Origin of the sequence: Streptomyces sp. 7N604, from assembly GCF_052245475.1 — a bacterium.
GTDB lineage: Bacteria > Actinomycetota > Actinomycetes > Streptomycetales > Streptomycetaceae > Streptomyces.
On record NZ_JBQQBX010000035.1, the window covers coordinates 61,691 to 84,806 of the forward strand.

General features: G+C 72.9%; 16 protein-coding genes and 1 pseudogene. 4 read left to right on the forward strand and 13 right to left on the reverse strand.

What is annotated here, in order from left to right; translation table 11 throughout:
- Nucleotides 1-63 precede the first annotated feature (63 nt).
- The 5 genes and pseudogenes from ACTWP8_RS31505 to ACTWP8_RS31525 all read right to left on the reverse strand — a co-directional run bounded on the left by ACTWP8_RS31505 (nt 64) and on the right by ACTWP8_RS31525 (nt 9,575).
- Nucleotides 64-3,675, reverse strand: a complete 3,612-nt coding sequence (locus tag ACTWP8_RS31505) for a hydantoinase B/oxoprolinase family protein (protein WP_443325492.1) — start codon at nt 3,673-3,675, stop codon at nt 64-66.
- Between the two features lie 120 nt (nt 3,676-3,795).
- The gene (locus ACTWP8_RS31510; RefSeq protein ID WP_443325493.1) at nt 3,796-4,839 is read right to left on the reverse strand and encodes an SGNH/GDSL hydrolase family protein; all 1,044 of its coding nucleotides are present in this window, start codon (nt 4,837-4,839) and stop codon (nt 3,796-3,798) included.
- 851 nt (nt 4,840-5,690) lie between these two features.
- Nucleotides 5,691-6,818: pseudogene (locus tag ACTWP8_RS31515) on the reverse strand (glycosyltransferase); the annotation flags it as partial.
- Nucleotides 6,819-6,898: 80 nt separating this feature from the next.
- Complete coding sequence (locus ACTWP8_RS31520; protein WP_443325494.1) at nt 6,899-8,047, reverse strand: glycosyltransferase family 4 protein; 1,149 nt, start codon at nt 8,045-8,047, stop codon at nt 6,899-6,901.
- Between the two features lie 100 nt (nt 8,048-8,147).
- On the reverse strand, nt 8,148-9,575 hold the full coding sequence (locus ACTWP8_RS31525) for a HEAT repeat domain-containing protein (protein WP_443325495.1): 1,428 nt from the start codon (nt 9,573-9,575) through the stop codon (nt 8,148-8,150).
- A gap of 330 nt (nt 9,576-9,905) precedes the next feature.
- Between ACTWP8_RS31525 and ACTWP8_RS31530 the strand changes: the two genes are divergently transcribed.
- On the forward strand, nt 9,906-11,387 hold the full coding sequence (locus ACTWP8_RS31530; protein WP_443325496.1) for a PP2C family protein-serine/threonine phosphatase: 1,482 nt from the start codon (nt 9,906-9,908) through the stop codon (nt 11,385-11,387).
- A gap of 116 nt (nt 11,388-11,503) precedes the next feature.
- Here ACTWP8_RS31530 and ACTWP8_RS31535 read toward each other — a convergent pair whose 3' ends face one another.
- A complete protein-coding gene (locus tag ACTWP8_RS31535; protein ID WP_443325497.1) occupies nt 11,504-12,985 on the reverse strand; it encodes a DNA-binding protein NsdB in 1,482 nt (493 codons plus the stop codon).
- Nucleotides 12,986-13,219: 234 nt separating this feature from the next.
- On the opposite strand from ACTWP8_RS31535, the gene ACTWP8_RS31540 reads away from it, so the two are divergent.
- Together ACTWP8_RS31540 and ACTWP8_RS31545 are read left to right on the forward strand one after the other, a co-directional pair.
- Nucleotides 13,220-14,344, forward strand: coding sequence for an aminoglycoside phosphotransferase family protein (locus ACTWP8_RS31540; protein ID WP_443325498.1), 1,125 nt, complete (start codon nt 13,220-13,222; stop codon nt 14,342-14,344).
- Between the two features lie 290 nt (nt 14,345-14,634).
- Nucleotides 14,635-16,641: an N-acetylmuramoyl-L-alanine amidase gene (locus ACTWP8_RS31545; protein WP_443325499.1), complete on the forward strand. Its 2,007-nt coding sequence runs from the start codon at nt 14,635-14,637 to the stop codon at nt 16,639-16,641.
- Nucleotides 16,642-16,719: 78 nt separating this feature from the next.
- Here the strand turns inward: ACTWP8_RS31545 and ACTWP8_RS31550 are convergent, their stop codons facing one another.
- Entirely contained in the window at nt 16,720-17,220 is a 501-nt protein-coding gene (locus ACTWP8_RS31550) for a hypothetical protein (RefSeq protein WP_443325500.1), read from the reverse strand.
- Nucleotides 17,221-17,336: 116 nt separating this feature from the next.
- Entirely contained in the window at nt 17,337-17,735 is a 399-nt protein-coding gene (locus ACTWP8_RS31555) for an ACT domain-containing protein (protein WP_443325501.1), read from the reverse strand.
- 148 nt (nt 17,736-17,883) lie between these two features.
- Between ACTWP8_RS31555 and ACTWP8_RS31560 the strand changes: the two genes are divergently transcribed.
- The gene (locus ACTWP8_RS31560) at nt 17,884-18,612 is read left to right on the forward strand and encodes a leucine-rich repeat domain-containing protein (protein WP_443325502.1); all 729 of its coding nucleotides are present in this window, start codon (nt 17,884-17,886) and stop codon (nt 18,610-18,612) included.
- A gap of 15 nt (nt 18,613-18,627) precedes the next feature.
- Here ACTWP8_RS31560 and ACTWP8_RS31565 read toward each other — a convergent pair whose 3' ends face one another.
- The 5 genes from ACTWP8_RS31565 to ACTWP8_RS31585 all read right to left on the reverse strand — a co-directional run bounded on the left by ACTWP8_RS31565 (nt 18,628) and on the right by ACTWP8_RS31585 (nt 22,998).
- Nucleotides 18,628-18,867: a DUF397 domain-containing protein gene (locus tag ACTWP8_RS31565; RefSeq protein WP_443317542.1), complete on the reverse strand. Its 240-nt coding sequence runs from the start codon at nt 18,865-18,867 to the stop codon at nt 18,628-18,630.
- Nucleotides 18,868-18,942: 75 nt separating this feature from the next.
- Nucleotides 18,943-20,109 carry a thiolase domain-containing protein gene (locus ACTWP8_RS31570; protein ID WP_443325503.1) on the reverse strand — a complete coding sequence of 389 codons (1,167 nt, stop codon included), beginning with the start codon at nt 20,107-20,109 and terminating at the stop codon, nt 18,943-18,945.
- Nucleotides 20,106-21,197, reverse strand: a complete 1,092-nt coding sequence (locus ACTWP8_RS31575; RefSeq protein WP_443325504.1) for a thiolase domain-containing protein — start codon at nt 21,195-21,197, stop codon at nt 20,106-20,108. The genes ACTWP8_RS31570 and ACTWP8_RS31575 overlap by 4 nt, the downstream gene beginning before the upstream one ends.
- Nucleotides 21,194-22,165: an OB-fold domain-containing protein gene (locus ACTWP8_RS31580; RefSeq protein ID WP_443325505.1), complete on the reverse strand. Its 972-nt coding sequence runs from the start codon at nt 22,163-22,165 to the stop codon at nt 21,194-21,196. The genes ACTWP8_RS31575 and ACTWP8_RS31580 overlap by 4 nt, the downstream gene beginning before the upstream one ends.
- Nucleotides 22,166-22,197: 32 nt before the next feature.
- The gene (locus tag ACTWP8_RS31585; RefSeq protein ID WP_443325506.1) at nt 22,198-22,998 is read right to left on the reverse strand and encodes a crotonase/enoyl-CoA hydratase family protein; all 801 of its coding nucleotides are present in this window, start codon (nt 22,996-22,998) and stop codon (nt 22,198-22,200) included.
- Nucleotides 22,999-23,116: the final 118 nt, after the last annotated feature.

Here is a 23,116-nt window from a genome sequence, read left to right on the forward strand (position 1 = left end):
CTGCACGCCGGTGGCCCTGTTGTGCCCACCCGTTCCGCCCTGCGGAACGAATGCCCACAACCCTCACCCCGCCGGAGGCGCTCCGTAACCCCCGCCGCCCGGCGTGCGGACGACCAGGACGTCGCCGGCCGCCACGTCGGCGACATCGCACCCGGCCAGCGCCTCCGCCGTCCCGTCGGCGCGCTCGATCAGGTTCTCGCCGAGCGCGCCCGGCTCGCCGCCCGCCATCCCGTACGGCGGCACCCGGCGGTGTCCGGTGAGCAGCGCGACGGTCATCGGCTCCAGGAAGCGGATCCGCCGGATGACACCGCAGCCGCCGCGCCACCGCCCGCGCCCACCGCTGCCCTCGCGCACGGCGAAGCTCTCCACCCGCACCGGGTAGCGCCACTCCAGGACTTCGGGGTCGGTGAGCCGCGAGTTGGTCATGTGGGTCTGTACGGCGTCGGCCCCGTCGAAGCCGTCCCCCGCGCCCGAGCCGCTCGCCACCGTCTCGTAGTACTGCACGCGCGCGTTGCCGAAGGTGACGTTGTTCATGGTGCCGGAGCCCTCGGCCTGGACGCCCAGCGCCGCGTAGAGCGTGCCGGTCACCGCCTGCGAGGTCTCGACGTTGCCCGCGACGGTCGCGGCCGGGTAGGCGGGCGCGAGCATCGAGCCCTCCGGGATGCGGACCTCCAGGGGTTTGAGGCAGCCGCTGTTGAGCGGGATGTCCTCGGCGACCAGCGTCCGGAAGACGTAGAGGACGGCGGCCATCACCACCGAGCTGGGCGCGTTGGCGTTGCCCGGCTGCTGCGGCGAGGTCCCGGTGAAGTCCAGGACGGCGCTGCGGGCCTCGCGGTCGACGCGCAGGGACAGCTGGATGACGGCGCCGCTGTCGGTCTCGTAGCGGTACGAGCCGTCGGCGAGCCCGGCGAGGATCCGGCGGACGGACTCCTCGGCGTTGTCCTGGACGTGCCGCATGTACGCCTGCACCACGTCGAGCCCGAACTGCTCGATCATCCGGCGGAGTTCGTGGATGCCCTTCTCGTTGGCGGCGATCTGGGCACGGAGGTCGGCGAGGTTGGCGTCCGGGGCGCGGGAAGGGTACGGGCCCTTGGCCAGCAGCTCGCGGGTCTCGTCCTCCCTCAGACGGCCGTCCCGTACCAGGAGCCAGTTGTCGAAGAGGACGCCCTCCTCCTGGATGGTGCGGCTGAAAGCGGGCATGGAGCCGGGGGTGATGCCGCCGATCTCGGCGTGGTGGCCACGCGAGGCGACGAGAAAGAGCAGGTCACGTCCAGGCTCGTCGAACACCGGGGTGACGACCGTGACATCGGGCAGGTGCGTGCCCCCGTGGTACGGGTCGTTGATCGCGTACACGTCGCCCGGCCGCATCGCGCCCTCGCGGCGCCTGCGCCGCAGCACCTCCTTGATGGACTCGCCCATGGACCCCAAGTGCACGGGAATATGGGGGGCGTTCGCGATGAGGTTGCCCTCGGCGTCGAACAGTGCGCAGGAGAAGTCCAGGCGCTCCTTGATGTTGACGGAGTGGGCGGTGTTCTCCAGACGCAGGCCCATCTGCTCGGCGATGGCCATGAAGAGGCTGTTGAAGACCTCGAGCATGACCGGGTCGACGTCGGTGCCGACCGCGACCGTGCGGGGCCGGGGCCGGACGCGGGTGAGGAGGAGGTGTCCGTGCTCGCCCGCGGTGGCCCGCCAGCCGGGGTCGACGACGGTGGTGGCGTCCGCCTCGGCGATGATCGCGGGCCCGGTGACGCCGTCCCCGCGGCGCAGGTCGTCCCGCTCGTAGAGCTCCGTGTCCTGCCAGCGGCCCTCGGTGAACATGCGCACCACAGCGGCCGGGCCCAAGTCCCCCTCGCGCCGCGGCAGATCGACCGCGTGTCCGGCGGTCTCGCCCGAGGAGCCGACGGCCTCGACCGACACGGCCTCGGCGACGAGCGGCTTGTCCATGGTGAACGCGTACCGGGTGCGGTGGGCGGTGACGAAGTCCTCGCGCATCGCGGCCGCGGTGCCGAGCGGTACGGGGATGCTGGAGTCGGTGCCCGCATAGCGCAGGTGGACCCGGGCCGAGGTGGCGACGGTGTCCTCCGGGACGCCGTCCGCGAGCAGTTCGGCGCGGGTCTGCTCGGCGAGCCCGTCGCACACCTCGCGGATGCGGGGCATGGCGTCCTCGCCGAGCTCGGTCTCGACGGCCTGTTCGCGCATGGCGGTGGCGTCGGCGACCCCGATCCCGTACGCGGACAGCAGTCCGGCGAGGGGCGGGACGATCACGGTGCCGATGCCGAGGGCGTCGGCGACCGCGCACGCGTGCTGGCCGCCCGCGCCGCCGAAGCTGGTGAGGGCGTAGCGGGTGACGTCGTGGCCGCGCTGCACGGAGATCTTCTTGACGGCGTTGGCCATGTTGAGCACGGCGATGTCGAGGTACCCGGCGGCGACTTCCTCGGGGCTGCGCCGGTCGCCGGTCGCGTCCGCGGCCTCCCGCGCGAGCTCGGCGAACTTCCGGCGGACGGTGTCCGCGTCGAGCGGCTGGTCGCCGTCGGGGCCGAACACGGCCGGGAAATGGGCAGGTTGGACGCGGCCGAGCATCACATTGGCGTCGGTCACGGTCAGCGGGCCGCCGCCTCGGTAGCAGGCGGGTCCTGGGACCGCGCCCGCGGAGTCGGGTCCCACGCGGTAGCGCCGCCCGTCGAAGTGCAGGATGGAGCCGCCGCCCGCTGCGACGGTGTGGATGTTCATCATGGGGGCGCGCATGCGCACGCCCGCGACCTCGGTGCCGAAGACCCGCTCGAACTCGCCCGCGTAGTGCGAGACATCCGTCGAGGTGCCGCCCATGTCGAAGCCGATGACGCGGTCGTGCCCCGCCTCGGCGGCGGACCGCACCATGCCGACGACACCGCCCGCGGGGCCCGACAGGACCGCGTCCTTGCCCCTGAAGTGCGCGGCTTCGCGCAGCCCGCCGTTGGACTGCATGAACATCAGCCGGGTGCCCTGCAGTTCCTTGGCCACGCCGTCGACGTAGCGGCGCAGGATCGGCGACAGATACGCGTCCACGACCGTGGTGTCACCGCGCGACACGAGCTTCATCAGCGGGCTGACCTCGTGGGAGCAGCTCACCTGTGTGAAGCCGAGCTGTCTGGCCAGCTCGCCGACCGCCCGCTCGTGCGCGGCATGGCGGTAGCCGTGCAGGAAGACGACGGCCGCGCTGCGGAAGCCGTCGTCCCGTGCGCCGCGGAGCGCTTCCGCGACGGCGTCCAGATCCGGCTCCCGTACGACCCCGCCGTGCGCGTCGACCCGCTCCGGCGCCTCGACGACCCGCTCGTACAGCGCCTCGGGCAGGACGATCCGGCGGTCGAAGAGCCGCGGCCGGTTCTGGTACGCGATGCGCAGCGCGTCGCGGAAACCCGCGGTGACGACCAGGACCGTCGGCTCGCCCTTGCGCTCGAGGAGCGCGTTGGTGGCGACGGTCGTGCCCATCTTGACGACGGCGATCCGCTCGGCCGGCACGGGTTCGCCGGGCCGGAGCTCCAGCATGAGCCGCACTCCGGCGACGGCCGCGTCCTCGTACCGGCCGGGGTTGTGCGACAGCAGCTTGCGGGTGACGAGGCGGCCGTCCGGCCGCCTTCCGACCACATCGGTGAACGTGCCGCCGCGGTCGATCCAGAACTCCCAGCGTCCTGTCATCCGTCCATTGTCGCAGCGGCGGGTGGGGATCGGCCGCCATGGATTTGCGGGCCGCCCCGCCACGGAACTGCGGGCCGCCATGCACCTGTCACCTCTCACCTGTCGTGCAGGTTCCGGACATCACGCACGGAGGCTGTACGCCCCTTCGCTCGCCGAGGTGTCGAGGGGCTGGGCGGGGGCGAGGGCGGCGAGGGCATGGAGGGCCGCGCGGTGGGAACGGAGGTCCAGGACCGCGGCCGTCCCGGCGAGCCGGTGCCTGCCCTCCGCGGCCGCGAGCCGCATCAGGTCGGGCAGCAGGTCCTGACAGCGGGCCACCACCCACTGGGTGCCCTTGGTGGCCATCCACAGGGCCTGTGCCAGACGGCCGGGGGCGGGGGTGTCGGATTCGGCGGACGGCGGCGGGCTGTCGGTGAGGCCCGCCTCGATGAGCAGGGCGTGGAACTGGCGGGCGAGAGCGCGGTGGCCGAACTCGCTGGGGTGCAGGCGGTCGACGCTCAGGGCGGCGCGCTCGGCGAACCACGGCTGTGCGGCTGCGTGCAGGTGCAGGGCGCCGTAGCGGTGGGAGAGCGCGTGGACCACGGTGTTGACCGCCTGCATGCGCCGGGCGAGCGGGTGGGCCAGCAGCGCGGGCAGGCGCAGCAACCGGCCCGGGTCGGGCAGGCAGGCGGTGAGGACGACGGTGCCGTTGGCGTGGAATGTGCGCAGGACGGTGTCGAGGTGGTCGGCGACCCGGTCGATATCGAAGCTGGCACGCAGAGTGTCGTTGCCGCCGGCGATGACGGACGCGACGTGGGGGCGGTGGTCGAGGGCGAGCGTCAGTTGCTCCGTCGCCACATCGGCGGTGAGGGCCCCGCTGCGCGCGGCGTTGACGAACTCGGCCCGTTCCCCCAGCCCGTCGGCCAACAGCGCGGCCCACCCGCGCCAACCGCCGCCGGGGACGGGGTCTCCGACCCCTTCGGTGAGCGAATCCCCGAGCGCGGCGTACCGGATCGCCTGCGGCGAGCGCTCGTCGGCGACACGCGCGCGTGTCGCTTGGGCCGCCACACGCGCGCGCGGTACGGCCCGCTGCCCGCCCGGCACGAAGTCCCCTCCACCGGCCGACTCACCATCCGCCGCCGCACCCCGAGCCGCCTGCGGCGAGCCACCCGCGGCCGCGCGGGACACGGCGTCAGCACCACGCGCGCGTGGGGCGGCAGCCTCATCGGCCGCAGAATCAGCCCACGCCGCAGGCGCAACCGCCTGCTGCGGGGCACCGACAGCAGCCCGGGCGCGTGCGGGGGCGGCGCATGAACCCTCCCCACAGCCCGCCCGATCGTCGCCAAAGCCGGAATCGACAACCCCACCTGCCGGTGACCCGTTCGCCACGGCCTGCCCGAACGCCTGCGACGAGCCACCCGCGGCCGCGCGGAACGCGGCATCAGCACCACGCGCGCGTGGGGCGGCGGCCTGATGGGGCGCTGAGTCGGCCCGCGGCGCGGACTCAAACGCCGCTCGTGAGGCACCGACACAGGTACACGCGCTCGCAGGGGCGGAGGCGTGATCGCCAGGGTCGGGCGGCGCGTCGTGAGGCACGGCCTCCCGGAGCAGCTGATCGCAGGCACCCGCCGGAGCGGGCCCGTTCGTCGCCCGGACTGCGTGCGCCTCGGCCGCGGTCGGTACGGGGGCTGCCGGGCTCTGCGCGGCCGCGGGTTGCTGCGGCTGGGCGCGGGCGTGGCGGGTCATGCGGCGGCTCCCTCGGTTGTCGCGTCGCCCACGGTCCCCGTTCCGGTCCCAGTGCTCGTCCCCGTGCTGCTCCCAGTGCCGGGCCCCGTGCCGGTTCCCGCCGCCGGGGCGCCCCAGGTGCCGGGCGTGCAGCGCGCCGCCGCAACGTCAGCAACGTCCGCAGCCCCCGCGACGTCCGCGACCTCCGCGACCTCCGCAACGTCCGCCCCCGCGACATCCGCGACATCCGCGCCCCCCGCGACGTCCGCCCCCGCGTCCGCGCCCCTGTCGTCCGCCTCGCGCAGGGGCCGGAACTCGGCGTCGTGGGCGGCGAGGAACGCCTCCGCCGCCTCGGCCCAGCCGAACCGTTCCGCCCGAGCGCGGGCCGCCGCGCGGCGGTCCGCCTCCGGGAGGTCGAGAAGCCGCTGCACCGCGTCGGCGAAGGCGGCCCCCTCGCCGGGCGCGACGGCGCCGGCCGAGCCGATGATCGCGGGCAGGGCGGAGGCCGCGTTCGCGACCACCGGCGTGCCGCAGGCCAGCGCTTCGAGTGCGGCGAGCCCGAAGGTCTCGACCGGCCCCGGCGCCAGGCACACATCGGCCGACGCCTGGAGGGCCGCCACCTCGGCCACCTCCCCCACGTGCCCGAGGAAGGTCACCGTGAGCCGCTCCGCGTGGGCGCGCTCGGCCAGACGGGACCGGAGCGGCCCGTCCCCGGCCACCACCAGGACCGCGCGCACCCCCCGCCCGCGCAGCTCGGCGAGCGCGTCGAGCGCGATGCCCGGCCGCTTCTCGACCGACAGCCGCGAGCACAGCACGAGCAGCGTCTCACCGGAAGCCGCGTACCGGGCGCGCAGCGCGGCGCTGCCCGCGTCCGGCCGCCGCGCCTCCAGGTCGACGCCGAGGGGAGCGCGTACGACATTGCGTGCGCCGATCCTGCTGAACTCGCGCTCCGCCCATGCCGTCGTGCAGACGATGCGCGAATAGGCCCGCGCGCTGCGCCGGTTGAGCCGGTCGGCCACCCGCTGGGCCGGCCCCTCGGGCAGACCCCACGTGCCGAGGACCCCGTCCACGGACTCGTGGGAGACCATCACGGCGGGCACGCGCGCGCGGCGCGCCCACTCCCCCGTCCACCGCAGCGTGGTGCGGTCGGACACCTCCAGCCGGTCCGGGACGAGTTCCTCCAGCCGCCGCGCCACGCTCCGGCGGTCGGTCAGGACCCGGTAGCCGCCGGTGCCGGGAACGACAGGTCCCGGCAGCGTGATCACCCGTCCCTGCTCGGTGAGTTCGTCGCTCTCCCGCTCACCGGGGATGACGAGCACGGGCTCGTGCCCAGCCGCCCTGTAGCCCGCGCCGAGCTCCCGCAGTGCGGTCCGCAGACCACCCGACGCCGGGGTGACGAAGTTCGCGACCCGGACGATGCGCAGCCCGGTCGTAAGCGCCATGGGCCCGCCGCCGGGCTGCGTCACCGGCTCGTTGCCCGGCCGCGCCGCCGTCCCGGTCTCCATACGCGTGGTCGGCCCGCTCATGCCGCCACCGCCGTACGCGCCGCGATGACCTCGGCGTAGTGCCGCAGGAGTCGGTCCCCGACGGCCTCCCACGTCCGCCCTTCGACCGCCGTGCGGCCTGCCTTCCCGTACTCGGCCCTGAGCGCGGGGTCGGCCACGAGCGACCGCACCGCGTCCCGTACGGCGCCGGCGTCGCGCGGCGCGACCAGCAGGCCCGTACGGCCGTGGTCGACCAGGTCGAGCGGTCCGCCCGCCGCCGGTGCGACGACCGGCACCCCACTGGCCATGGCCTCCTGCACGGTCTGGCAGAAGGTCTCGTAGGGACCGGTGTGCACGAACATGTCCAGCGAGGCGAAGATGCGGGCGAGTTCGTCGCCGGTGCGGCGGCCCAGGAAGTGCGTGGTGCCCGGCAGGGCCGTGCGGAGCCCGGGTTCGCTGGGCCCGTCGCCGACGACCACCAGCCGTACGCCCGGGATCTCCCCGGCCGCGGCCAGCAGGTCGACGTGCTTCTCGGGCGCCAGCCGGCCGATGTACCCGACGAGCAGCTCCCCGCCGGGGGCGAGCGAGCTGCGCAGCTCGTGGTCGCGCAGGTCCGGCCGGAAGCGCTCGGTGTCCACCCCGCGCGGCCAGAGCTGGACGCGGGGCACCCCGTGCCCGACCAGGTCGCGGACGGCGGCGGAGGACGGGGCCAGAGTGCGGTCGGCGGCCTTGTGCACGGAGCGGATCCGCCGCCAGGCCGCCGCCTCGCCCGCACCCACGTACGTACGGGCGTAGCCGCCCAGGTCGGTCTGGTAGACGGCGACGGCGGGGATGCGGAGCTTGGCGGCGGCGGCCATGCCGCGGATGCCGAGGACGAAGGGGCTCGCGAGGTGGACGACGTCGGCGCGGTGCGCGGCCAGCGACGCGGCGAGCCGCCGGCTCGGCAGCGCCACCCGCACCTGCGGGTAGCCGGGGAGCGGAATCGAGGGCACCCGGACGACGGGGCACGGGTCGATGGACAGGCCATCGGGTCCCGCCGGTGCCTCCTGCATGGCAGCGGGCACGGCGGGAGCAATCACCAGGGGTTCGTGACCGCGCCGGACGAGATGCCGGGCGGTCTGTACGGCGCAGTGGGCCACGCCGTTGACGTCGGGCGGAAAGGATTCGGTGACGATGACGACACGCATACGGGTGTTGTCGACGTCTGGAGCGTTTACCGGGCGTCGTGGATCTTTCCCCCGGTGAAACGTCCCATGAGCGTTTTCACCACGCCCCCTGCCGGTGTCGTCAAACGGCGGGCATATCGGGCCCGATACGGCTCCGGACGGCCGTCTGGACCTCCGCTTCCTCGGCAGGATCGGCCGCCAGCCGCCGCAGCTGCTCGACGACCCGCTTGTCGCCGGTCGCCGCGTGGCGCGCGGCCAGCTCCCGGGTGGTCTCCTCGCAGTCCCACAGGCACTCGACGGCGAAGCCGGATGCGAAGGACGGGTCGGTGGCGGCGAGGGCGCGGGCGGCGCGGCCGCGCAGATGCGAGGAGGCGGTCTCGCGGTAGATATGGCGCAGCACGGGCGCGGCGCAGGCGATCGACAGCCGCCCGGTGCCGTCGATCAGCGCGCACAGGTGGTCGGCGTCCGCGCCCTCGGTCCGTACGGTCCTGCGCAGCGCGGTGAGGACGAGGTCGGCGTCCTTGTGGCCGCCCCGGCAGGCGAGCATGGCGGCGGCGGCTCTGCCCAGCGCGTCCCTGTGGCGGGCCCAGCCGCGGGCCCGCTCCAGGGCCGCCAGGCTGCGCATGCGTTCGAAGGAGGTCACGGCGGCGTCGGCGACGACGGCCGACGGGCTCGCGGCGGCCGCGTCGAGCAGGTCGAGGGCCTCGGGATCCTGCTGCTCGGCGAGGAAGCGCAGGGCGGTGCAGCGGGCGCCGTCGGGACCGCCGCGGGCGGCCTCGACGATCTCAGGGCGGTCGTCCGGTGACGCCACGGCGGCCAGGCAGCGGGCGGCGGCGACATGGCGGGGCTGGGCGGGGTACTGGTCGAGGCCCTGCTGGGCCCAGTCCAGGACCTCGCGGACGCTCCAGCCGGGGCGCGGCCCGCTCGGCCGGAGCTGGCGCTGCCAGCGGTCGAAGCACCCCTGCTCCCCGGCGGCGCGCACCCGGGCGGCGCCGGCCGGGTCGTCCGGGTTCTCCGCCCACAGCCGCCACGGACGGGGCTCGAAGGCGTCCCGCACGGCGGCGGCGAGCTCGGCCTCCCCCTCACGCGTACCGGGGAACCGGGAGAGGACCGGACCGCCGAGGGCCCGCAGCGCCGCGTCGTCGTCGCGGAGGGCCAGCTCGTCGAGCGCCCAGGTCCAGTTGGAGCCGGTGGCGGCGTAGCGGCGGAGCAGCAACAGGGCGTCCTCGCGGCCGTACGAGGCGAGGTGGCCGAGGACGGCGAGGGCGAGGCCGGTGCGCTCCTCCCCGGTGGCCACCAGGTCGTCGGGGTCGAAGAGGTGCGTTTCGATCGCGTCGAGACCGCCGTCCAGGTCGAGGAAGAGCCGGGCGTAATAGAGGGAGCGGTTCTCGATCTGCCAGTCGCGCCGGGGGTCGTGCAGCACGCAGTGGTGCAGCGCGGCGAGCGCCTCGGCCCGCGGGGCGGCGAGGGCGTGCAGGGTCCCGTCGCCGCGGCCTCGCTGCAGGAGGCCGAGCAGGGTGCCACTGGGCGCTATGTCTGGATCGAACATGAGGTCAGCATCCGGTGCGGTGGGTTCGCTGGCAACGGGATTTCCCGTGACCGGCATCCTTGCCGGTGACCACGGGGTCCACGCCTGGTGAACGGTGCGGATTTCCGGGGCCTCCGAGGGCCGCAGCCTACCCGGAAGGAAGGCTTCCGCGGAGTCCCGAGGACCCGGGGCGGACCCGTGGGCGGACCCGGGCCAGGGAGGCCTGAGACATATGCCGGAAGCACCACCGAAACGGGTGTTGCCAAATCCCTTACGGGCTGTCGCTCCCTGTGCAAGAGTCGTAACCGGCCCTTTCCGTCAGAGTCGGCCGTGCATGTATCGGAGTACGCGATGCCGTCCCCCACTTTTGCGGACAGTTCCGCCGCCGAGCCGCCCGAGCGCGGCTCGGTCGATGCACTGATCTCGCAGACCCGCCAACTGCGCGGCGGTGTCGACGCCGTGCGCCGGGACACCTGGTCCGACGAGGACGACCCCCGGCTCCGCTGGCAGCGCGCGCTCTGCGATCTCGCCGTCCACCACCTCGACGACCTGGGCCAGCAGCTCGGGCAGCTGCGCGAAGGGCTTCCGCCCGAGCCCGAAGTGCCGGACAGCGCGGTCGCCGCGGCCATTCCGCTGCCCGGTGTGCCCCAGCAGCCCGACCGCGGCTCGCTGCTCAGCCGGGTCGGCAGCGCCGAGTGGAACTTCCTCACGGATGAGGTCGACTGGTCGGACGAGCTGTTCCGGATCTTCGGCCGCGCCCCGGAGGACGGGGCACTCTCCCTGGACGAGCTGCCGTCGGTCGTGCTCCCCGCCGACCATCCGCAGCTGACCACGATGGTCACCGACTGCCTGGTGGAAGGGAAGCCGATCGACGGGGAGTTCAGGATCGTCCGCCCCGACGGCGCCGAGTGCACGGTGCACATGATGGGCGAGCCGGTGCTCGACGCCGACGGCTGTACGGCCTCGATGTGGGCCGTTCTGCGGGACGTCAGCGAGCTGCGGCGCAGCCAGCAGGCGGTGCACGAGACCCGTGACTCACTGCAGCGCCTGCGGCACTTCGCACAGACCGAGCGCCGGCTCGCGGTGGAGCTGCAGGAGGCCGTACTCCCCCCGTGGCGCGGCTCCCTGCGGTTCCCGCGCACCGGCCCCACGAGTCTCGACGTGGCCGCCCACTATCTGCCGTCCGCGAGCAGCGCTCACATCGGCGGCGACTGGTACGACGCGATGCCGCTGCCCGACGGCCGGACGCTGCTCAGCGTCGGCGACCTCACCGGGCACGGCGTGACCGCCACCTCCGGCATGGCGATGCTGCTCGGCGCGCTGCGCGGCATGGCCGTCGCCGGCGTGGCGCCCGGACAGGTGATGGGCTGCCTCAACCACCTGCTCGACGCCGCCTCCCAGCCGGCGCTCGGCACCGCCGTCTGCTGCCGGTACGACCCGCGGACCGGCTCGCTGACCTGGTCGCAGGCGGGCCACCCGGGCCCGCTGCTGTTCCGCGACGGGACGGGACGCGCGCTGCCGGCGCCGGAAGGGGTGCTGCTCGGTGCGGCATCCGGTGCGGCGTACGGCCAGGCCGAGGAGCAACTGCACCCCGGCGACGTACTGGTGCTGCACACCGACGGACTCGTGCCGCCCAGCACGGAACTGCCGCCCAGCACAGAACTCACCGGCTCGGACGAGAACTCCTCGGGGGCGCAGCGGTTGCTGGGCCTCGCACCGCGGCTGTCGGCGGCCCGCAGTGCCCAGGAGTGCGTACGGATCATGGCCGAGGAGTTCGGCGACGCAGAGCGTGAGTACGACGCGTGCGTGCTGGTCGCCCGGGTCGGTTCCTAGCGCCGACTCGGGATATGCGCAGCACCAACGTGCAGGCGCACCAATACTCGTACGGGCACGAACTCGACGTGTGCACCGGCGGGGTTATCCACCGATGAGTGCGGTGGATAACCCCGTCATACGCCCGTGATCCTGCCCCTGGCGCCCTTGCCGGGGGCCTTCGGGAGCGCCTGCTGGATCTCCTCGCGCAGGTCGTCGATCTTGTCGTAGCTGCCGTAGCGCCCGGTCAGCCGGTACATCTCGCGCAGCCGGTCCCATGTGCGGTGCGAAGAGGTGTCCCCGATGCTCAGCAGTGCCATCCGGGCATACCTGTCCGCCTGTTCCGGATCGTCGGCGATGAAGCACGCCGAGGCGATCGAAATGTGATCGAAGATCTGCGAACGCTGACGGCCGTTCTCCCGCATGTCCAGGGCCTGTTTGGCGTGGTTCTGCGCGATGGCCGCGGCCGTCGGCTCGTGCTCCGCGAGCGTACGGTAGACCAGCCCCTGCATCCCGTGCAGATCCGCCTCGTTGAACAGCTGCATCCAACTGGGCGGCGGCACATCGCGCTTGTCCGAGACGAAGAGCTCCTCCGCCTCGCCCAGCGTGCGGCGCACCGCCTGGCCCTGTCCCTTCGACGCCTGCGCCCAGGCCTCGATGGTGTGGAACATGGCGCGGGTCCGCGGCAGGGTCTCCTCGCCGGCACCGGACTTGGCCAGCTTCATCAGGTCCAGGGCGTCGTCGGGGCGGCCGAGGTGCACCATCTGGCGGGCGGCGCGGGAGAGCGCCTCCGCGGCGCGCGGCCGGTCGCCGCCCTCCCGTGCCGCGTGGGCCGCGATCACGAAGTACTTCTGCGCGGTCGGCTCCATGCCCACGTCGTGGGACATCCAGCCTGCGAGCACGGCGAGGTTGGCCGCCACGCCCCACAGCCTGCGCTGGAGGTGGTCCGGGTGCCGGTAGGCGAGCATGCCGCCCACCTCGTTGAGCTGGCCGACCACGGCCTTGCGCTGCAGTCCGCCGCCGCGGGCCGCGTCCCAGGCGCGGAAGACCTCGACCGAGCGCTCGAGCGCCTCGATCTCCTGCGAGCCCACGGGGGCCGCCTCGTAACGGTCGAAGGTTGCGGGATCCGCGCTCAGGGGGTCGCCGATGCGGGGGCCGTCGGCTGCCAGGGCGGGGTCGGTGTGAAGCCAGTCGTACATGGCGCTGGTGAGTGCTGAGCCTGCGGCGAGCGCGGCGCCCGCGCCCACCAAGCCGCGTCGGTTGAGCATGAGGTCCATTCCCGTGAATTCGGTGAGGACCGCGGCAGTCCGGTCGGGTGCCCACGGCAGTCCGTCGGCGGACTGCCGTTTCCCTGCGCGCCCGTGCCTGGCGAACCCGAGGTCCTCGATGGTCACGACACGGCCGAGTCGCTCGGTGAACAGGGACGCCAGTACCTTCGGCACGGGATCGCGCGGCACTTCGCCGGTGTCGATCCAACGCCGCACCCGCGAGGTGTCGGTCGCCAGCTGCGGGTAACCCATGGCTGCCGCCTGCCGGTTGACCAACCGCGCGAGTTCGCCCTTGGACCAGCCGGCGAGGCCGAACAGGTCCGAGAGTCGGGTGTTGGGTTCCTTGGTCACGTCAAGCCCCCAGGTTCCTCGGCTGAGTTGACAGTAACGGCCAGTCACGGGCCAGGCGACTATTCGCCAGGGTTCGCCAGGGTCCGCCAGATGGTGTGCCACCCGCGGCCGGGTGTCTGTTAGAAACGCGCCTCCCCGCCCCGGCGGTCGGACCGCATTCCCCAGGGTGCGGTCCGTCCTCCGGTGCCGGGGGCGCGTACACCTCGTCGGCACGCGAAGGGATCTGTATCTCCCATGTACGCAGCATCGTCCTCCGTGTCCGCCCCGACCCGGCCCTACCGCCCGCAGCAGACCGGCGGTGGCCCGTATCTCGACCCCACACACGCCGCGGGGGCGGCGATCGGCGGGCGCACTCGGCGGGCACCGGGGCTCGGGCCTGGGCCGCTCAGCGGGAGAATCGACTTGTCAGGCTCCCAGGGCGCACAGCTGCGCACCGTGATCGCGTCGGTGCACCGGATCTGCCCGGAGTTCAACCCCGTGCAGGTGCTCCGGCGAAGTGGCCGCTCAGTGCTGCTCGTCGGCACGACAGGCCGGGCCACCGCCGTCGCGAAGTGCCTGGTGGACCACTCCCCGGCCTGGGCAGAACGGTTCCGCCACGAAATAGCGGCATACCGCACGTTCGTCCGGCACCGCCCGCCCGTGCGGGTGCCCCGGTTGATCGCCGCGGATCCGGACAACTGCACCCTGGTGATCGAGCGGATGGCGGGGCGAGTGGCTTCGCTGCAGCGGCATCCGGCGGAGCCTCCGCCGCGTGCCGATGTGCGGGCGGCGCTGGGCGCGATCTGCCGCGTGAACCAGTGGCGGCCGCCGCCCGGCATGTTCGACGCGCCGATCGACTACGCCAGTCGGCTGACGCGCTATCACGAGCTCGGTCTGCTCACCGACCGTGACATGGGCGACCTGCAGAAGCTGCTGCACGGGGTGGCGCACGCGTCGGGCAAGCAGAACCAGGGCCAGTTCTGCCACGGCGACGCCCAGTTGTCGAACTTCCTGCTGTCCCCCGCAGGGGCGGTGCTGGTCGACTGGGAGCACGCGGGCTGGTATCTGCCGGGCTACGACCTGGCCACCCTCTGGGCGGTCCTCGGGGACGCGCCGTTGGCCCGCCGCCAGATCAGCCAGCTGGCCCAGGCCCCGGGACCGGCGGCGCGGGACGCCTTCCTGGTGAACCTGATGCTGGTGCTCACCCGGGAGATCCGCACCTACGAGACGGCCGTGCAGCGCACGATGCACGACCCGGCTCCGGCGGTGCCCGGTGCGCCCGGCTCTTCGGGCGAGGAGCAACGGCTGCTGCTGCGCAGGCTGTACGACGACTGTGCCATGGCCCGCCGGGCCGTCAGGGCAGCCGTCGGCACCCGCTGAAGGAAGCAGCGCGCTGGGGCAGAGGACGGCAGCACCAGTGCGGCGTGCCCGTGGACCGGGCGCGCCGCACGGTGCTGTCCGGACCATGACGCCGTAGCGCTAGTGGTCCACTCCACTGAAGCGCCGCAGGTCGGAGCAACCCCTTTCGCAAACCCTCGGGATAGTGCGTGACGTGCGATGTTCCATCCGCGCGGCACGATTGACGGATCGTCGGGCAACCGATAGCTCTAGTCGGGTTCACCCCACCCATCTGTCTGCGCATCACTGGCAGCCCGGCCCGAGGAGGCTGCATGCGAGGATCCGCTCCCGACAGCGCGAGAACCGAGCGCCGCCGTATGCCGCGGGCGGCGGGCGCCATGGCGACCGCCGCCCTGCTGTTCCCCCTGATCTCCGCCGCACCGCCCGCGACGTCCACCCTCGCCGTCTCCGGTTCTCCCGGTGCGCCCGGCTCCCTGCAGCGGGCGTTCGCCGCGGCGGCCGAGCAGTACCGGGTGCCGCAGAGCGTGCTGCTCGGCGTCTCGTATCTGCAGTCCCGCTGGGACACGCACGGCGGCGCGCCCAGCGTCTCCGGCGGTTACGGCCCGATGCATCTCACCGACGCATACACGGCCCTGGCCGAGGCACCCCACCACAGCCACGGCGCCGAGGACCCGCGCGGCGACGGCTCCCGCCCCATCAGGGCGCTGCCCGAGGACGTACCCGAACCCTCCGAGCTCCCGGCCCGGCTGCATACCGTGGACCGGGCCGCCTCTCTGACCGGCATCGCCCCGAGCGAGCTGCGCGAAGACCCGGCCGCGAACATCCGGGGCGGTGCCGCGCTGCTCGCCTCCGCCCAGAAGAAGCTCGGCCTGCCGCTGGGCGGCGACCCGGCGCGGTGGTACGGCGCGGTGGCGCGCTACTCGGGCGCCGACGACCGGGCCACCGCGTCCCGGTACGCGACCGACGTCTTCGACGTCATCCGCGGCGGCGAATCGCGGACCACCGACAGCGGGCAGCGCATCGTCCTCCCTGCCTCGCCCGGCCTGGCCCCCGACACCGCGCAGACCAGGGGGCTCGACCTGCGGTCCGCGGGCGCGGACGCCGGGAAGGCGGACTGCCCGAGGACGGTGTCCTGCGAGTGGATCCCGGCGCCGTACGAGGAGTTCGGGGAGGGAGACGAGCGGGACTACGGCAACCACGACAAGGCCGACCGCCCCCGCAGCCAGAAGATCGACTACATCATCATCCACGACACCGAGGCGACCTGGGAGACGACGCTCAAGCTCGTCCAGGACCCGACCTACGTCTCCTGGCAGTACTCGCTGCGCTCCTCCGACGGACACATCGCGCAGCACGTGGCCAACAAGGACGTCGCCTGGCACGCGGGCAACTGGTTCGTGAACTCGAAGTCCATCGGCCTGGAGCACGAGGGCTTCCTGACGCGGCCCGACGCCTGGTACACGGAGGCGATGTACCGGACGTCGGCGCGGCTGGTGCGCTACCTGGCGGGGAAGTACCGGATCCCGCTGGACCGCCAGCACATCCTGGGCCACGACAACGTCCCGGGTCCGACCAGGATGACGATCCCGGCGATGCACACCGACCCCGGGCCGTACTGGGACTGGGCCCACTACTTCCAGCTGATCGACGCGCCGGTGCGGGCCACCGCGGGCGCGCGCAGCGGCCTGGTGACCATCCTGCCGGAGTACGAGGAGAACAAGCCCGTCTACACCGGCTGCACCAAGGCGGGCGAGACCTGTCCGGCACACGGCTCTGGCGCCGTCCGGCTGCACACCGAGCCGCGGAAGGACGCGCCGCTGGTGAAGGACGCGGGGCTGCGGCCGGACGGTTCGGCCTCGACGACCGGGGTCAACGACACGGGAGCCCGGGCGTCCACGGGCCAGCAGTACGCGGTCGCGGGCAGCAAGGGCGACTGGACGGCGATCTGGTACCTCGGCCAGAAGGCGTGGTTCCACAATCCGCGGACGCAGCCGGTGGCCGTGCCGTCCCGGGGGTGGGTCGTGACCCCGAAGGCCGGGACGAAGGAGGTCCCGGTGTACGGGAGGGCCTACCCGGAGAAGGAGGCCTACCCGGAGGGCATCCCCGTGCAGCCGCACGACCCGCTGCCGTACAAGGTCCTGGCGGGCCAGACGTACGCCATGGGGCTGAAGACGCGGGGCGAGTACTACTGGGCCGTCACCTTCGACCCGTCGGGTCACAAGGTGGTGCGGGGCAAGCAGCAGTACTACCAGATCCAGCTCGGGCACCGGGTGGCGTTCGTGAAGGCCGAGGACGTGACCCTGCGCTATTCCAGCTGACAGATGCACGTGGACACACGCCGCCGTCCGGGGTGCCGGGCGGCGGCTCGCCGCTGTTCACGGCTGATTCCGGCCGCTTCAGCGCTGCTGGAACATCTCCGCGGGCAACGGCTTGAGCAGGGCGTACAGATCCTCCGTGATCGGCCGGTCCCAGCTGGCGATGGTGACGAGCACGCCGTCGCTGCGGTCGAACTGCACGCAGGAGATCCGCTCCTCCGACAGCTTGATGCGCTTCACGATGAGGAGGTTGTCCTCCTGCATCACCGGCGTGTCCTCGGTCTCGACCACATGCACCGGCTCGTCGTTGCCGAGCGCGGCGAGCAGCTGCGCCACCTCGAACGGCGCCTGACCCTCGCCGAGTTCCCGGGCAGGGGATTCCTCGGGGAGATTTCCGATGATCATCGCCGGGCCGCGCCCGCCGAACAGGTCGTAGCGGAGGAAGACGCCCTGGCAGCTGCCGTCAGGGGCGGGTAGCAGGCCCGCGCCGAGATTGCCCGGCCAGTCGCTGGGGTCCATCGCCAGGACGTCGAAGTCCGGCCCGGTGGGCGTGGCAGCGCTGCGGCGGCGGAGGAACGACATGCGGACATGGTACGTGCCCGCAGGCCGCACGCGTTCCCGGGCGGGCGGCCCCGGACGTGTCCGGCCGGCAGGGCGTATCCGGGCGCGGACCTGGGCGCGGACCTGGGGTTGCAGGGCTAGACGGAGCGGGCCGCGAGGGCGTCCAGCAGCTCGACCGCCTGCGTGACACGGTCGTACGGCACGAACAGGTGGTCGTGGTGGAAGCCCGCCACGACGTTGCAGCTGAGGCCCGCCTCGGCCAGCTCGGCCGCGACGGCGGCGGTCAGCCCGACGGCGTCCAGCGCCGAGTGAACGCGCAGGGTGATCCAGCCCGCCACATAGTCATAGGGCAGCCCTGCCGCATCGGCCTCCTCCTGCCGTACGACCAGGGTCAGCCCTTCGTCCTCGGCGACGGACACGATGGGCGCGGTGCCTTCCGGGGGCCCGTCCTGCACGGACGTGAAGACGTACCGCCCGGGGTTGAGGCGCGGCCGCATGCCGCTGAGCAGCTGCGCCAGATTTCGTTCACCCGTCACGGTCCCCCACCCTAGGCCTGCCCGGCCGCGCCTGCCGCGGTCCCTGGGGCGGCCGCGGCGCCACGGCGGGCGCTAGCAGCCGGTGCTAGCCTCGCCGTCGGCCATGAAGACCGTGGATCTCTTCCGCGGGACAGAGGGGGATGGCGCTGTGGCGGTGACATCGCAGGAGCTGAACCACTGGCGGCGCGGACTCGGCACCGTGCCCGACTCCGTATGGCTGCGGACCGAACTGCGGGTGCTGATCCTGGCGGAGAACGGGCTGACGGAGATCTCGCCGCGAATCGGCCGGCTGCGCCGGCTGCACACCCTCGATCTGGGGCACAACGCGCTGACCGCCGTCCCCGATGAGCTGGGCGAGCTGACCGGCCTGGACCGGTATCTGTATCTGCACGACAACCGGCTGGCGGAGCTGCCGCGGTCGCTGGGGCGGCTGACGCGGCTGCGCTACCTCAACATCGGCGAGAACGCCCTCACCCGGCTCCCGGACACCGTCGGCGGAATGTCGGGACTCGTCGAACTGCGGGCGCAGCACAACCGGTTGAAGAACCTGCCGGAGTCGGTCGGGTCGCTGGGCGGACTGCGCGAACTGTGGCTGCGCGGCAACGGGCTCGTGCGGCTGCCGGACAGCGCCGGCGGGCTGACCGAGCTCCGGCATCTGGACCTGCGGGAGAACTCGCTGACCGGACTGCCCGATGCGATGGCGGGTCTCCCCCTGCTCCGCCATATCGATCTGCGGAGCAACCGCATCCGCGCGCTGCCGGACTGGCTCGCCGGGCTGCCGGCTCTCGAGAAACTGGATCTGCGCTGGAACGACATCGCACCCGCGCCCCGCCTGCTCGATGAGCTGGCGCGGCGCGGGTGCGTGGTCCTGACCTGAGGTTCTCCGCGCGCGTCAGGTGAGGTCGAATTCGCCGTCGCGCGCGCCGAGGACGAAGGCGCGCCACTCCCCGGGCGTGAAGATGAGTGCTGGTCCTTCCGGGTTGCGGCCGTCCCGCATCGCGATATAGCCCTCGACGAAGGCGATCTGGACATCGCCCGTGCCCTGGCTGCTGGACTGCCACTCGGCGTTGCTCAGGTCGAGCTTGGGCTTCTTGAACCCCGCCGGCGGCTGTTGTGTGGTGCTGTCGGCCACGTCCGTGCTCCTCCCGGTTCGTCTACCCCGGTCAGCCTAGCGATCGTGACGGGTGCAGCACAGGCCGCGAGCACATTACGCACCGGGCGGTTCGGCGCCGACCAGCCACATGGAGAAGAACTGCGAGCCGCCGCCGTACGCGTGTCCGAGCGCCCGGTGTGCGCCCTCCACCTGGTGCTCGCCCGCGCGCCCCCGGACCTGCAGCACCGCCTCGGCGAAACGGATCATTCCGGACGCGCCGATGGGGTTGGTGGACAGGACTCCGCCAGAGGGGTTGACGGGCAGGTCACCGTCGATTTCCGTGACACCCGATTCGGTGAGTTTCCAGCCCTCGCCCTCGGCCGCGAAGCCCAGGTTCTCCAGCCACATCGGCTCGTACCAGGAGAAGGGCACGTACATCTCGACCGCGTCGATCTCGCGGCGCGGGTCGGTGATCCCGGCCTGCCGGTAGACGTCGGCGGCGCAATCCTTCCCGGCGCGCGGGGAGACGTAGTCCTTGCCTGCGAACATCGTCGGCTCGCTGCGCATCGCCCCGCCGTGCACCCATGCGGGCGGATACGGGGCCCGGGCGGCGCCCGCCCGGCCGGTGAGGACCATCGCACAGGCGCCGTCGGAGGACGGGCAGGTCTCGGAGTAGCGGATGGGGTCCCAGAGCATGGGCGAGGACTGGACCTTCTCCAGGGTGATGTCGTGCTCGTGGAGGTGGGCGAAGGCGTTCTTGAGGGCGTTGCGGCGGTCCTTGTAGGCGACCAGCGAGCCGATGGTGTCGGGTGCGCCGGTGCGGCGCATGTACGCCCGGATGTGCGGGGCGAAGAAGCCGCCCGCGCCCGCGAGCAGCGGCTGCTGGAAGGGGATGGGCAGGGACAGGCCCCACATGGCGTTGGACTCGGACTGCTTCTCGAAGGCGAGGGTGAGGACGGTGGGGTGGACGCGTGCGGCGACCAGGTTGGCGGCGACGAGCGCCGTGGAGCCGCCGACGGATCCGGCCGTGTGCACGCGCAGCATCGGCTTGCCCACCGCGCCGAGCGCGTCGGCGAGGTAGAGCTCCGGCATCATCACGCCCTCGAAGAAGTCGGGGGCCTTGCCGATGACGACGGCGTCGATGTCCGCCCAGGTCAACTGGGCGTCCTCGAGGGCTGTCACGGCGGCTTCCCGTACGAGCCCGGCGATGGACACGTCGCGGCGCGCGGCGACGTGTTTGGTCTGGCCGATGCCGACGACGGCGACGGGCTCCTTGCTCATGCCGGTTCCCCTTCCAGGACAGCGACCAGGTTCTGCTGGAGGCAGGGGCCGGAGGTGGCGTGGGCGAGGGCGCGGTCGGAGGCGCCGCGGTGGATGCGGGCGGCGGCCTCGCCGAGGCGGATGAGCCCGGCCGCCATGACCGGGTTGGCGGCGAGCGCCCCGCCCGACGGGTTGACGTTCACGCTGGGTTCGAGCCGCAGCGCCTTGCGCAGCACGATCTCCTGGGAGGTGAAGGGAGCATGCAGTTCGGCGGTGTCCAGGGGCCGTTGGAAGGCGCCGGCCCGCTCGGCGGCGAGGCGGGTGGAGGGCGAGTCGGTGAGGTCCCGTACGCCGAGGCTGTGGGCCTCGATGCGGTGGTCCATGCCGCGGATCCAGGCGGGCCGGGAGCACAGCCTGCGCGCCGCGTCCCCGGCGGCGAGGACGACGGCGGCCGCGCCGTCGCCGACGGGCGGCGCATCGTGCGTGCGCAGCGGCTGTACGAGGTAGTCGCCGCCGAGGAGTTGACCGGGCTCGGCCGAGCCGCGGAGCTGCGCGTGCGGGTTGTCCGCGGCGGACGTACGGCTGCGCGCGGCGACCCCGGCGAGCTCCCGCTCGTCCGTGTCCCCCGCGTCGATCAGCGCCTGGGCCTGGAGCGCCGCGAGGGAGACGGAGTCGGGCCACAGCGGGGCTACGTAGTACGGGTCGAGCTGGCGGGTCAGCACGTCGCGCAGCCGCCCGGGCGAGGACTTGCCGTAGGCGTAGACGAGCGCCGTATCTGCCTCGCCCGTGAGGAGTTTGACCCAGGCCTCGTAGAGCGCCCAGGCACCGTCCATCTCGACATGGGACTCGGAGATCGGCGGCCAGGCGCCGACGCCGTCGAGGGCCATGGTGAACGAGAAGGCCCGGCCCGCGAGATAGTCGCTCGAACCGGAGCAGGTGAAGCCGATTTCGCCCGCCTTGAGGCCGACCTGGCCCAGTACGTCCTGGAGGACGGGGATCAGCATCTCGACCTCGGACACCTCGGCCGTGTCGGCGCGGTGGCCGGTCTGGGCGAACGCGACGATGGCAACGCCCCTGTCATCCCTGTCTTCGCTGGAGTCCCGCGTCACAGCAGCTCCTTGTACGTGTCGTAGTCCGCGTCGGGCTCGCCGGTGGGGCGGTAGTGGTCGGGGTAGCGGCCGCCCTCGGTCCATACGGGTTCGACGCGCAGCCCCATGCGCACCTGGTCGTACGGGATGCCCGCGATGCGGCCGTGCAGCGCGAGGTCGGCGCCGTCCAGCGCGATGTGGGCGTAGACGTAGGGCACTTCGATGTCGAGGTTCTTGGCCTTGATGTTGACGATGCAGAAGGTGGTGACCGTGCCGCGCGGCCCGGTCCCGACCTGCTCGGCCGTGGCGACGCCGCAGGTGGGGCAGGCGCCGCGCGGCGGCACGTAGACCTTCCGGCAGGAGGGGCAGCGCTCGCCCACCATGCGGCGGTCGGCCAGAGCGGCGAGATAGCGGGTCTGGGCGCGGCCGGGCGAGTAGCTGTACTCGAGCCGGGCGGGGGCGACGATGCCGCTGACGGGGTCGGCGAATTCGCCGCTGTGCGGGGCGGCTTCGGCGGCCGTTCCGTTCCCGTGCAGGCCCTCGTACGGCTCGAAGCAGGCGATGTCGGTGATGGCACCCGTACGCTCGGCGGCCCACCGGATGCGCACCCGGAGCCCGGTCCTTACGGCCTCCGGGCCCGGCGCGTCGAGGGCGTGCAGGAGGGCGGTGTCGGCGCCGTCGAGGCGGACGAGGACCCAGGCGAACGGGGTGGCCAGCGGCTGGTCCGGGCGGGGTGCCGGGTTCCAGGCCCAGGTGGTGACGGTGCCCGTGGTGCCGACCTCGACGAGTTCGCGCAACTCGTCCGCGGTGACCGGGTCGTACTCGACGGGCGGTACGAGCACCCGGCCTGCGCTGGTCCGCACGCCGAGTACGGTGCGCTCGCGCAGCCCGGTGAGGAAGGCGCTCTGGACCGGCCCGAGGGAGCGGGTGAAGGGGAATTCCACGACCAGCGGTGCGCGGAGCACCTCCGGTGCGGGGGTGGCTGTCATGGGTTTGTGTCCTCCGTCGCGGGTCGGTGGGACTACGCCCGCCGGAAGGCGGGCGGGCGCTTCTCCGCGAAGGCCTTGGAGCCCTCCTTCGCGTCGGCGGTGTCGAAGATGGGCCAGCCGCGCTCGAGTTCGCGTTTCAGGCCCTCCTCCTCGGTGAGGTCCGCGCTCTCGTACACGCTGGCCTTGACGGCCTCGACGGCGAGCGGCCCGTTGGCGTTGATCAGCTCGGCGGTCTCCAGCGCCTTGTCCAGCGCGGTGCAGTCGGGGACAACCTGGCCGACGAGGCCGATGCGCTCGGCCTCCGCGGCGCTGTACGGACGGCCGGTGAGCAGCATTTCCAGGGCGTGCGTGCGGGGGATCTGGCGCTGGAGGCGGACGGTGGAGCCGCCGATCGGGAAGAGGCCGCGCCTGACCTCGAAGAGGCCGAAGGTGGCGCTTTCGCCCGCGATACGGATGTCGGTGCCCTGGAGGATCTCGGTGCCGCCCGCGACGCAGTGGCCCTCGACGGCGGCGATCACGGGTTTCCGGGGGCGGTGGTGCCGGAGCATGGCCTTCCAGTGGAGGTCGGGGTCGGCTTTCATCCGGTCCCGGTACTGCCGGCCGTCCATCCCCTGGCCCGCGAGGGCTTTGAGGTCCATGCCCGCGCAGAAGGCGCCTCCCGCGCCGGTGAGCACGACCGATCGGATGGCGTCGTCCTCGTCGGCCTCCAGCCAGCCGTCGTACAGTCCGACGAGCATCGGCAGCGAGAGCGCGTTCTTCGCCTCCGGCCGGTTGAGGGTGAGCACCAGCGTGGCGCCTTCGCGCTGCACGGTGAGGTGCTTGGTCCCGCCCATGACAGTCCTCCCGTCTCGAGACCTAGAACAGGTTGCAGGAGGCGGAGGGCCAGTTCAAGAGTTTTCTGACTCTCAGTCAGATTTCTTTGGCGAGGTCTCTTCCCCCCTGAGGCCACTG